10 protein-coding genes and 1 pseudogene are annotated in these 10,865 nt (G+C 63.5%); all 11 read right to left on the minus strand.

Features of this window, described 5'->3' with window-relative positions:
- Positions 1 to 57 precede the first annotated feature (57 nt).
- On the minus strand, positions 58 to 942 hold the full coding sequence (locus P3T25_RS39390) for an ABC transporter permease (protein WP_172167674.1): 885 nt from the start codon (positions 940 to 942) through the stop codon (positions 58 to 60).
- 50 nt (positions 943 to 992) lie between these two features.
- Positions 993 to 2,024: an ABC transporter substrate-binding protein gene (locus P3T25_RS39395; protein ID WP_429362587.1), complete on the minus strand. Its 1,032-nt coding sequence runs from the start codon at positions 2,022 to 2,024 to the stop codon at positions 993 to 995.
- Between the two features lie 64 nt (positions 2,025 to 2,088).
- A complete protein-coding gene (locus P3T25_RS39400) occupies positions 2,089 to 2,403 on the minus strand; it encodes an NIPSNAP family protein (protein ID WP_172167678.1) in 315 nt (104 codons plus the stop codon).
- Between the two features lie 40 nt (positions 2,404 to 2,443).
- Positions 2,444 to 3,916, minus strand: coding sequence for an aldehyde dehydrogenase (locus P3T25_RS39405; protein ID WP_429362589.1), 1,473 nt, complete (start codon positions 3,914 to 3,916; stop codon positions 2,444 to 2,446).
- Between the two features lie 42 nt (positions 3,917 to 3,958).
- Positions 3,959 to 5,002: an LLM class flavin-dependent oxidoreductase gene (locus tag P3T25_RS39410; RefSeq protein ID WP_429362591.1), complete on the minus strand. Its 1,044-nt coding sequence runs from the start codon at positions 5,000 to 5,002 to the stop codon at positions 3,959 to 3,961.
- Between the two features lie 116 nt (positions 5,003 to 5,118).
- The gene (locus P3T25_RS39415) at positions 5,119 to 6,075 is read right to left on the minus strand and encodes a flavin reductase (RefSeq protein WP_429362593.1); all 957 of its coding nucleotides are present in this window, start codon (positions 6,073 to 6,075) and stop codon (positions 5,119 to 5,121) included.
- The gene (locus P3T25_RS39420) at positions 6,068 to 6,946 is read right to left on the minus strand and encodes an alpha/beta fold hydrolase (RefSeq protein WP_429362595.1); all 879 of its coding nucleotides are present in this window, start codon (positions 6,944 to 6,946) and stop codon (positions 6,068 to 6,070) included. Before P3T25_RS39420 ends, P3T25_RS39415 begins: the two co-directional genes overlap by 8 nt.
- On the minus strand, positions 6,936 to 7,523 hold the full coding sequence (locus tag P3T25_RS39425; RefSeq protein WP_429362597.1) for an amino acid synthesis family protein: 588 nt from the start codon (positions 7,521 to 7,523) through the stop codon (positions 6,936 to 6,938). Before P3T25_RS39425 ends, P3T25_RS39420 begins: the two co-directional genes overlap by 11 nt.
- Before the next feature lie 305 nt (positions 7,524 to 7,828).
- Positions 7,829 to 9,208 carry a group II intron reverse transcriptase/maturase gene (gene ltrA, locus P3T25_RS39430; RefSeq protein WP_429362599.1) on the minus strand — a complete coding sequence of 460 codons (1,380 nt, stop codon included), beginning with the start codon at positions 9,206 to 9,208 and terminating at the stop codon, positions 7,829 to 7,831.
- Between the two features lie 466 nt (positions 9,209 to 9,674).
- Positions 9,675 to 10,154, minus strand: a pseudogene (locus tag P3T25_RS39435) (GntR family transcriptional regulator); the annotation flags it as partial.
- A 135-nt stretch (positions 10,155 to 10,289) separates the two neighbouring features.
- Entirely contained in the window at positions 10,290 to 10,730 is a 441-nt protein-coding gene (locus P3T25_RS39440) for an SET domain-containing protein (protein ID WP_429362601.1), read from the minus strand.
- Positions 10,731 to 10,865: the final 135 nt, after the last annotated feature.

A 10,865-nucleotide genomic window follows, 5' to 3' on the forward strand; every position in this document is an offset into this window, starting at 1 on the left:
GAGGCCGACGCCCCCTCGGGGGGCAGCGAACGTAGTGAGCGTGGGGGTTGTTTCATCTCAGCGGCCTCCCGGATTGGCGCGCGCACTGCCGGTGAAGCGCAGTTGCAGCGCATACAGTGCGAGCGTCACGGCGAGCAGCACGAAGGCGGCGGCACCGGCGAGGCCCCAGTTCAGCAGCTGCTGCACGAGCTGGGCGATAAGTTCCGCCAGCATCATGTAGGACGCGCCGCCGAGCAGTGCAGGAGTGACGAAATAGCCGAGCGCCATCACGAACACCATCAACGCGCCCGACGCGATGCCCGGCATCGCGAGCGGCACCAGCACCCGCCAGAACGCCTGCCAGCGGCTCGCGCCGCAGATCGCCGCGGCGCGCAACGTGGATGGGTCGATGCTCCGCAGCGTGGCGTGCAGCGGCATCACCAGGAACGGCAGCATGATATACGTCATGCCGATGGTCACGCCGATCAGGTTGTTGACGAGCGTCAGCGGCTCGCTGATCACGCCGAGCGCCATCAGCAAACGGTTGATCGGCCCGGTCTGTTGCAGCAGCACCATCCAGGCGAACGTGCGCGCCAGCAGGTTGGTCCACATCGACAGCAGCATGATCGCGAACAGCGCGGAACTCAGCTTGCGCGGCGCGATGGCGAGCAGCCACGCCGTCGGGAAGCCGATCGCGAGGGTCGCCACCGTCACTACCGTCGCCACCAGGAACGTGTTGCCGAACACTCGCAGATAGGTCGTCGAGCCGAGCAGTTGCGCGTAGTTGCTCAGCCCCGGCGCCGGTTCGAGCACGCTGTGCAACAGCAGCGACAGCACCGGCAGCAGAAAGAAGATCACGAGCAGCAACAGCGCGGGCACCAGCAGGCGGATGCTGCGCCAGTCGCGCCGCCGGCGCGTGGCCGTCGCGGGCGGATGCGCGACGGTACTCAGAACATTAGGCATGGTGTCTCCCATCCACTCCGATGACTATGCGGCGCTCACGTGCAGCGTGCCTATTTCGATTGCCACGCGTACCAGCGCTTGGCAATCGCATCGCGGTTCTCGGCCCAGTACTTCATGTCGAGATTGATCTGCGAGGACTTGTACTGATCGGGCAGCGTCTTCGCAATGGCGGGCGACATCAGCGCGGCCGACTTCACGTTGATCGGCGCATAGCCCGTATCCGTCGCGAACTTTGCCTGCGCCTGAGCGCTCGTGGCGGCGGCGAGGTACTTCATCGCTTCGGCCTTGTGCTTTGCGCCCTTAGGAATCACCAGCATGTCGGCGGCCGTCAGGTTCTGGTTCCACGAGATGCCGACCGGCACGCCTGTCTGTTCGAGCGCATGCAAGCGTCCATTCCAGAACATGCCGATGGGCGCCTCGCCCGACGCGAGCAGTTGCTGCGATTGCGCGCCGCCGCTCCACCAGACGATATCGCCCTTGATCGTGTCGAGCTTTTTGAACGCGCGGTCGAGGTCGAGCGGATAGAGCTTGTTGGGCGGCACGCCATCGGCGAGCAGCGCGATTTCGAGCACGCCGGGGGCCGACCATTTATAGAGCGTGCGCTTGCCGGGGAATTTCTTCGTATCGAACAGATCGGCCCACGTGACCGGCTGCGCGCCCGCGTACTTCGCCTTGTTGTAGCCGAGCACGAACGAGTAGTAGAAGCTGCCCACTGCGTCCTGCGTCGCGAAGCGCGGATCCAGTTCGTCCTTCTTCACGACGGAATAGTCGATCGGCTCGATCAGTCCTGCCCGCTGCGCGGCGTACGCGAAATCGCCTTCGACATCGACCACATCCCAGTTCACATTGCCGCTGTCAACCATCGCCTTGAGCTTGCCGTAGTCGGTCGGGCCGTCCATCAGCACGTTGACGCCCGTCGCTTGCGTGAAGGGCTGTGCCCAGTTCTTCTGTTGCGACGACTGCGTGGTGCCGCCCCAACTCGTGAAAACGATCGGGTCCGCGGCCAGTGCCGGGGACGCCGCGAGCGTCGCCGCGCAGAGCGCGATCAGCGGCGCGATAAATGAGTTGCTTCTGCTGCTCATGTCTCTCTCCAAGGAATACGGTCGGTATCGGTCCAACGTGTAAGGTAGCGAGTCGAATGCTCTCTCAGGCGAGCGGCGAAAATCGCGCTGGCTTCATGATCTTGTTTTCCATCTCTTCCATCAGCGCCTGAATCTTCGGCGCAAAGGCCCGCCACGCGGCGTCTTCAGCGAGCGCGGCACGGCGGCGTTCGCGCTCGTCGAGACTCGGATAGGCCCAGATATGCACGATCTGATTCAGCGGTCCGATCTCCGAAAAGAAGTAGCCGACCAGTTGACCCAGATACCGCTTCTGCAATTCGATGCCCTCCTCCTCCACGAGCTTCAGATAAGTGGGCACGGCGCCCGTCTTGATGCGGTATGTGCGGATTTCGTAGAACATGCTGGCTTGTCTCGTGTCGACCAGAGTTGGCGCCTGTGCGTCAGCGCATCACGAACGGATCGGCAATCGGTTCGTCCGACGTGCGGATCCACACCGACTTCGTGCGTGTGTAATCGAGCACTGCTTCGAGCCCGCCTTCGCGACCGAGACCGGACAGGCCATAGCCGCCGAACGGCACGATCGGCGACACCGCGCGATACGTGTTGACCCACACGATGCCCGCGCGCAACGCGCGCGTGAGCCGGTGCGCCCGCGTCAGGTCGCGCGTGAATACGCCCGATGCGAGGCCGTAGCGCGTGTCGTTGGCGAGTGCGATGGCATCGGCTTCGGTATCGAACGTGACGACGCTCAGCACCGGCCCGAACAGTTCTTCCATCACGCTCGGCACTTGCGCGTTCGCGCAATCGACGATGGTCGGCAAAAAGTAGTTGCCTTGGCCGACGCCGTCCGGTTGCTTGCCGCCGGTGACGATGCGCCCGCCCGCTTCGACGCTCGCGCGCAGCACCTTCTCGATGTGTTCGAGTTGACGGCGGGTGGCGAGCGGTCCCATTTCGGTCGCGATGTCCTGCGGATTGCCGATGCGAATCGTTTGCGCCTTCGCCACGAGCCGCTCGATCAGCGCATCGTGAATGCCGCGCTGCACGACGAGCCTTGAACCGGCGACGCAGCTTTGCCCCGTCGCCGCGAAAATGCCCGCGATGACGGCGTTGCAGGCGCTGTCGAGATCGGCGTCGTCGAATACCAGCACAGGCGACTTGCCGCCGAGTTCCAGCGACATCGCCGCGAGGTTTTCCGCCGAATTGCGCACCACGCGACGCGCCGTTTCCGGGCCGCCCGTAAAGGCGATACGCGAGACGAGCGGATGACTCGTCAACGTGCGCCCGCAATCGTTGCCGAAACCGGTCACGATATTGACGACGCCTTTCGGAAAGCCCGCTTCGTGCACCAGCCGGGCGAATTCGAGCAACGGCGCGGGACCGTCCTCCGACGCCTTGAGCACGATCGTGCAACCCGCGGCGAGCGCGGGACCGACCTTCACCGCCGACAGGAACAACTGCGAATTCCACGGCACGATGCCCGCGACCACGCCCACCGGCTCGCGCCGCAGCGTGACTTCCATATCGGGTTTATCGACCGGCAGCCAGGCACCCTGAATCTTGTCCGCGAGGCCCGCGTAATAGCGGTAGTACTCGGCGACATAGCCGATCTGACTACGCGTCTCGCGGATGATCTTGCCCGTGTCCCGAGTTTCGAGTTCCGCAAGACGCGGCGCATGTTGGGCGACGAGATCCGCGAGCCTGTACAGCAGCTTGCCGCGCGCGCTCGCCGTCAGATTCGCCCACGCCGGATCGTTCAGCGCGCGATCGGCCGCGCGCACCGCGCGGTCGACATCCGCCGCGCTGGCGGCCGGCATGCTCGCCCACACGTCGCCCGTCGATGGATCGACGCTGTCGAAATGCTCGTGCGCATCTTCGAACGCACCGTCGATGTATTGCTGGAACCGCTGGACCATGTCAGCCACTCCGTGGAGTTATCAGATGTAAGAGCGTTCGCGTCAGCGCGCGTCGAACGCGGGCATCACGTCGGAAATGAACAGCTCCAACGACTTGCGCTTGCGCTCGAAGCTCATATGGCTGTCGAGCCAGAAGCTGTACTGGTCGTAGCCGAGTTCCTCGTAACCCTTCAGGCGCGCGATCACCTGCTTCGCCTCGCCGATCACGAGGTTCTTACGGATCGCCTCGGGCGAGTATTGCGGGAACATCTCGACGTCGGCATCCGTCAGCGGCTCGATGAAGCCCTGCTCGACCGGCCGCTCGTTCTTGAACCATTTGCTGAAGTAGCGATAGAAGCGCGCGAGGTCTTCCACCGCTTCGTCCACTTCGGCGGCATTCGCGCCGACGAACGTGTGCATCAGCATCATCACCTGCGGACGCGGCACATCGGGATGCACGGCGCACGCGACATTGAAGCGCTCCATCAGACTCACGACCTCGGCGTCGCCCTGGGCCAGCGACGTCACTTGCACATTGCAGCCGTTAGCGATGGCGAACGCATGCGAGTTCGGATCGCGCGCGGCCAGCCACATCGGCGGATTCGGTTGCTGGATGGGACGCGGCACGGGCGTCGTCGACGGCCACGACCAGAACTCGCCCTGATGCGCGTAATCGCCCTTGAAGAGCTTGCGCAACGCGGGCACCAGTTCACGCATGCGCGCACCGGCGCCCATCGCGTCGAGGCCCGGCAGCAGGCGCTCGTATTCGAACGAATACGCACCGCGTGCGATACCCAGATCGAGCCGCCCGTTGCTCGCGACATCGACCATCCCGGCCTCGCCCGCCAGCGCGATCGGATGCCAGAACGGCGCGATCACCGTGCCGGTGCCCAGACGAATGCGTTCCGTCTTCGCGGCAAGATACGACAGATTGACGAAAGGATTCGGCGCGATCGTGAATTCCATCGCGTGATGCTCGCCGATCCACGCTGTTTCGAAACCGCCGCGCTCGGCGAGCTGCACGAGCTCGGTCATCTGGTCGAACAGTTCGCGATGCGAGGTCGTGTCGTCGTACCGCTCCATATGCAGGAACAATGAAAACTTCATGATGATTCGTCTCCCGTGTCGACCGGAGTTCGTGCTTTAGCACCTACTCCGGTCCCATGCTGCGGGCTGCGCGACGTGCGCAGCAGGATTCATCGGCGGATTGGCCTTTGGTGCGTTCAGTACGCGAGCGCGAGCGTCTGCACTGTGCCGGCCTCCGTATCGCCGACATAGATGCCGAACGCGTCTTCGCTGCGTTCGCGCACGTAGCGCTCGAGCATCGAGCGCACCGCGTCATCGCGCAGTTCGTGCCACGGAATCTGCGCCAGCGGAACGATGCGGATCGTGCTGTCCATCCACGCCGCGCCGCTGTCGATCACACGGCCGCGATAATAGATTTGTACACTCGCCGCCGGCCCGTTGCCTGACTCGAATACGGCAAAAATAAAGTCGAGATGCGCTTCGAGGCCGAGCTTCGCCAGCACGCCGCGCAGGCTCGCCGCGTCGCTCGCGGGTTCGAGCCTGATACCCGAGGGCAACTGCAAGCCTTTCGGCGTATCCAGCAGCACGAGTCCATCGCGATGTTCGAGAATCGCGCCCACTTGCGCCCGTGATCCGGCGGCAGCCAGCGCATCCTGGGACAAACTGAAGTTCACATACGCGCCCCGGCAGTAGCCGAGCGGCGACGAGCTGGTATGAAGAAAATCGACCACACGTCCGATCAGGATGATGTGATCGCCGGCATCGACCACCTCATGCGTGGTGCAATCGAAGGTCGCCGCCGCGCCGTCCATCACGGGCGCGCCCGTTGCGCGCGTTTGCCAGGCGACTTGCGCGAACTTGTCGGCCGCTTTCGAGGCGAACACGCCGGACACGGACTTCTGATCTTCGGCAAGCACGCTCACGGCGAAGTGGCGCGTTTGCGAAAACACTTCATAGCTCGATGCGGTCTTGGCGATGCACACGAGGATCAGCGGCGGATCGAGCGAGACCGACGTGAACGAGTTGGCCGTGAAGCCGCGCGGCGAGCCGTCCGGCTGGATCGTCGTGACGACCGTCACGCCCGTCACGAACGCGCCGAGCGCGCGGCGAAATTCGGCGAGATCGAAAGTCTGTTCGATGGTCGGCTCAGTCATGACGTTCTCCATTGATCGATTCATGCGGCGCTTCTTCCACCGACGCTTCGGCGAGAAACGCGAGCAGCCTTTCGTTGACGCCCTCGGGATCGGTGAGGTTCATCATGTGCCGCTCGTTCGCGATGATCTCGGCGCGGCCGAACGGCGTGGCCGCCGCCATCGCCCGCGACATCGCCGGGCTCGAATTCGGATCGCACTCGCCCGTGAGAAACAGCGCGGGCACGGCGAGGCTGGCGAGACGGCCGACGTGCGCATCGTCCGAGCTGGCAAAGAGCCGGTAGGTGCGCGCGTAACCGACAGGATCGACGGACAGCAGCAGCCCGTGCACGGCTTGCGCCGCCTGGGTCAGATGGCCCGGAACCGGATCGCCGAACCAGCGCGAGAGCGTGGCGTCGACGCCCGTATCCAACGGCGCATCGCCGAGCGTCGCGGCGCGCGTCATCACGGCTTCGCGCTGCGCCGGCGAGCGGTCGTACACCGCGTTCAGCGCAGCGACGCTCAGCGTGCGTTGCGGATGCTGCAGCGCGAATTCGAGCGCGACGAGCGCGCCCATCGAATGTCCGACCACATGCGCGCGTTCGATGCGCATCGTGTCGAGCAGCGCTTCGAGTTGCGACGCGTATTCGTCGAGCGTCGGCGCGACTGTCGGCAGTGCGCTGTCGCCGTGCCCGAGCATGTCGTACACGACGACCTGGTAGTTCGCTGTCAACGCTTCGATCTGCGGCGACCATACGGTCTGGTTCATACCCACCCCGTGGATCAGCACGACCGTGGCACGCGCTTCTTCCAACCGCGGCGCGTAGACGCTGTAGCTCGTGCCCGCGGCCTCGCCACGCGACACGGCACGCGCGGACGCGAGCTCAGGCTTCATGGGACTCGAGCTCCTTCAGGTCCTGATAACGGTCGCCAATGCGGTGATGCGGACGGCCGCCAATCGATGCACCGAGCGCGATCACCAGCTCATCGGGGCCAGGCGCGTCGACGATCGAAAACTGCACGGTCAGGTAGTGCGAGCGCATGCCTTCGTCGTGCTTGTGCATCAGCGGAATCGAGATCGGGCAGTTCGGACCGCCGCGCAGGTTGGTGAAGCTCAGATAGCTTTTCGCGCCGACCGCCTGGCGATAGTGGTTACCGAAGCGCAGCGTGTGAATCAGCGCCGAAGCGTGCTCGATCTCGCCCGAGGTGCCAACGATCGCCGCCTTCCCGTAGCCTTCTACCGCATCGCCGGAACCGGCCACGCGCAGCACTTCCGCCGTCAGCAATTCGCCCAGTTGCGGCGCGAGCGCGTGAATCTCGGGCTTCAGGTCTTCAACGAAGCCGCGCCCCGCCCACGGATTACGCAATACGGCCGCCGCGCCAAACAGCTTCAACGGCCGCGCCGCCTCCTTGCCGCCTTCAATGAAAGTCTCTTCGACGTATGTGACCAGCTTGCGCACTTCCAGCTTCATATCGTTCTCCTGATGGGGGTCAAGGCCGTGGTTGTTGCTCGTTGATATTATGGTATTCCATCTTATGGCCCACACAAAGAAATTCTATATTATGGAATACCATAATATTCGGTGTGCCGTTGCAGGCATGTTTTCGGCTAGCGGATAGACAAGCGCGTCCGCTTGTGCGGCGCAACATGCCTACGGTGGGATTTGTCGGGACAGAACGTCGCGCCGGCAGAACCGGCAATCGGGATAGGGGCAGGCCTCGCGGCCCGACCCCTCCCACACCACCGTGCGTACGGGTCCGTACACGGCGGTTCGGATCAGTTGATCGGCGAGGGACCCACCGACGGAAGACCCAACGAGCGGAAGTAACGATTCGACAGCGCCTTGCTCAGTGCCGGGCTATTGCTTAGGCGCCAGACACCGTGGGGCGAACCCGCCGTTTGTGCGGCAAGGTTTCGGTCCACGCCTCGCGCAACTAGCTCCCGGAATCGGGTCCGGCCACGCTTCCACTGCTTCCAGAAGAAGCAGCGCAGGCGGCGTCGGGTCCATTTATCCAGTTGCTTGAGCACGCTGGGTGTTTCACAGAAACCAAAGTAGCCACGCCAGCCCGTCAGATATCGTTTCAGCGTGCCGATCAACTGGTCGACGCTGATCCCGCGCGAGCGTTGCGTCAGTTCTCGGACCCGATCCTTGAAGCGAGCCAGTGCCTTGGGCGCAATGCGCCGTCTGACCTGTGCCTGCGCAGAGAAGGTGAATCCCAGAAACTTGCGCGTGTGTGGCTGCGCGACCGCGCTCTTCGTCGCGTTGACTTTCAGCTTCAGCCTGCAGGTGAGGAAGGCTTTCAGCCCCGCCATCACCCGCTGACCCGCGCGTTCGCTACGTACGTAGACGTTACAATCGTCGGCATACCTCACGAACCGCAGACCGCGTTGCTCAAGCAGCTTGTCGAGATCGTCGAGCATCAGATTGGATAACAGGGGGGACAGCGGACCGCCCTGGGGCGTCCCTTCGTCCGTTGCGCCAACCAGCCCGTTCTCCAGCACACCTGCCGTCAGGAAGGAGCGGATCAGCTTCAGAACCCGCCTGTCGCCGACGCGCTTTGCCACCCGACTCATCAGAATATCGTGACTCACGCGATCAAAGAATTTCTCCAGATCCAAGTCTACGACCCAGTGATGTCCCGCCTGAATGTAGTCTTGTGCGCGCGCCACGGCCTGATGCGCCGAGCGGCCCGGACGGAAGCCATAACTGGAGTCCGAGAACGTCGGGTCCCACTGCCTTTGCAGAACCTGCAGCACCGCCTGCTGGATGAGCCGATCAAGCGCACATGGGATGCCGAGCTTACGCACGCCACCTCCATCCGGCTTGGGTATCTCAACCCGTCTCACAGGTTGGGGTTGGTAGGTCCCACTGAGCAGCGAGGCCCGTATCGTCAGCCAGTGCTCACGCAGGTACGCCGGCAGTGCCTGAACCGTCATGCCGTCCACGCCCGGTGCACCCTTGTTCGCTTTCACACGCTTCAACGCCTGCTTCAGGTTCTCCCGTTCGCAGACTTCTTCCATCAGTCGGTCACAAGCCGACGGGCTTTCAGCCTCGGGGTTCGCCGCCATAGGTTCAGCCCCTCGGGCGGCAGTCATCCGGGCTTCACCCGGACCTCCGCCGTCAAGGACGCGTTGCGTTTTCTGCTGCTCTCCCATGTCGAGTTCTCCGGCTTACTTGCCGCTCCTTTCCGTTTGGGCCTTCAGGCGTCGCCGCCCTACTATGCCCGCTGCTGACTCCTGCCCGGCGGTCAACGTCCCTTACGAGCCGTTCAGTCCTGAATCCAGGACACCGGGCAGGCCTCCCGAGGTAAGCTCAACCGCCTTCGCCACACACCTGCCAGATTTACCACCCCGGCCCTTGATGGTTATGGACTTCGCAATCACTTGCTTGCTCGTCCGACCGGGTAGGCCTCGTATCTGGTTTCTGTTCGTCAGGTCATGGCTTTGTTCCACGCTTCTTTCAGACCCCGCCTCGCGACGACGCCCTTACGCTTCACTAATCCTTCGCCACCATCAGGCTGGATAGGGGACTTTCACCCCCGAGCTGTTGAGCATGCTCGGCACACAAGCAAAAGGCCGCCGGAGTACCGGCGGCCTTCATTTGAACGGGGTGGAATGTTGTTCAGGCGTCGGCGGTGGGCTCGCCTGGCTGCGCGAGCGCGTTCAGCGCCAGTTCGGCGGTCCGCTTGATGTGCGCGGCCGACGCGGCCGACGCCGCATCGCCGTCACGTCGCTCGATCGCGTCGAGCAGCGTGTTCATCTCGCGATTAGACTCGCCGCCGCGCCCCGGCGTGGCAATGGTCAGCGCGCGCAACCGGTTGATGCGCGCGTTCAGTGTTTTGACGACGGCCAGCGATACGCGCTTTTGTGCGCCCTCGAACATCACTTCGTAGAAACGCTCCGTGTATTCGAGCACGCGCGGCAGGTCCTGCTGCTCGAACGCGTCTTCGATGACCGCGCGGATCTCGCGCAGTTGCTCAACAAGTCCGGGCGTCGATTGCTCGGCGCACGCGCGCGCAGCATTGGCTTCGAGCAGCCCGCGCAACTCGTAGATTTCGCCGACCTGTTCAGGATCGAGTCGCGCAACGATCGGCCCTTGCCGCTACGGTGGCTTCAGCACTTCGAGACGGAAAACCACATCCGCGCCAGGCCGGACAAATCCATCATTCTCCCGCTTCGGGATCTCGGCAGCTTTTCGGGATAGCGAAGCTGCCCACTAGCTCCTCCGCCCCCCTGTTCACGCTGCGTCGGCCAGCATCGAGTGACGACAGTCCGCCGTGGCGCACCGGCATGCGTACTGCGCCCGGACATCTTCATCCAGCGGATCGTCAGTGGCGAGCAGATATTCAATGAACAGTTCTTCACCGGCCCCGATCGGCCGGAGCGCGTGGATGAAAATCCGCCCTTGGTCCTCGATGGTCTCGCAGTTCGGTGCGCACGCGTGATTGAGCCAGCGTGCACTGTTGCCACCGCGGCTCCCGTCGATCACGGATCCATCCGACAGCCCGAACAGAAATGTATGTCCTTCGACGCCTTCACGCCGGTGACGGCGCACCGCATTTCGCCACGAGGTGATTTCACCTTTGTACTCGAGTACGCGCTCGCCGGCTGCGAGCGGCATCACTGCGAACACGCCTTTGCCGTGGACTGACGATCGCCGGACGATCACACGCCTCATACTGTTACCTCGACTGATGTGCGTGCCAGTATAGAAGAGGCAGTGCGACGTGCGAAGTCACGTGGAGGATTGTTTCATCTGGGTTGCCCAGAAGAGAAACCGATTGTTCCGTCAATCGTAACCTATCGGTGCATG

This window comes from Paraburkholderia sp. GAS32, assembly GCF_050434225.1.
Lineage (GTDB): Bacteria > Pseudomonadota > Gammaproteobacteria > Burkholderiales > Burkholderiaceae > Paraburkholderia > Paraburkholderia madseniana.

What these genes read in the sequence shown, in the direction of transcription:
- P3T25_RS39420 (WP_429362595.1), bottom strand. Translation starts at nt 6,946, where the DNA reads ATGAAGCCTGAGCTCGCGTCCGCGCGTGCCGTGTCGCGTGGCGAGGCC.
- P3T25_RS39440 (WP_429362601.1), bottom strand. Translation starts at nt 10,730, where the DNA reads ATGAGGCGTGTGATCGTCCGGCGATCGTCAGTCCACGGCAAAGGCGTG.
- P3T25_RS39415 (WP_429362593.1), bottom strand. Translation starts at nt 6,075, where the DNA reads ATGACTGAGCCGACCATCGAACAGACTTTCGATCTCGCCGAATTTCGC.
- P3T25_RS39390 (WP_172167674.1), bottom strand. Translation starts at nt 942, where the DNA reads ATGCCTAATGTTCTGAGTACCGTCGCGCATCCGCCCGCGACGGCCACG.
- ltrA (WP_429362599.1), bottom strand. Translation starts at nt 9,208, where the DNA reads ATGGGAGAGCAGCAGAAAACGCAACGCGTCCTTGACGGCGGAGGTCCG.
- P3T25_RS39395 (WP_429362587.1), bottom strand. Translation starts at nt 2,024, where the DNA reads ATGAGCAGCAGAAGCAACTCATTTATCGCGCCGCTGATCGCGCTCTGC.
- P3T25_RS39400 (WP_172167678.1), bottom strand. Translation starts at nt 2,403, where the DNA reads ATGTTCTACGAAATCCGCACATACCGCATCAAGACGGGCGCCGTGCCC.
- P3T25_RS39425 (WP_429362597.1), bottom strand. Translation starts at nt 7,523, where the DNA reads ATGAAGCTGGAAGTGCGCAAGCTGGTCACATACGTCGAAGAGACTTTC.
- P3T25_RS39410 (WP_429362591.1), bottom strand. Translation starts at nt 5,002, where the DNA reads ATGAAGTTTTCATTGTTCCTGCATATGGAGCGGTACGACGACACGACC.
- P3T25_RS39405 (WP_429362589.1), bottom strand. Translation starts at nt 3,916, where the DNA reads ATGGTCCAGCGGTTCCAGCAATACATCGACGGTGCGTTCGAAGATGCG.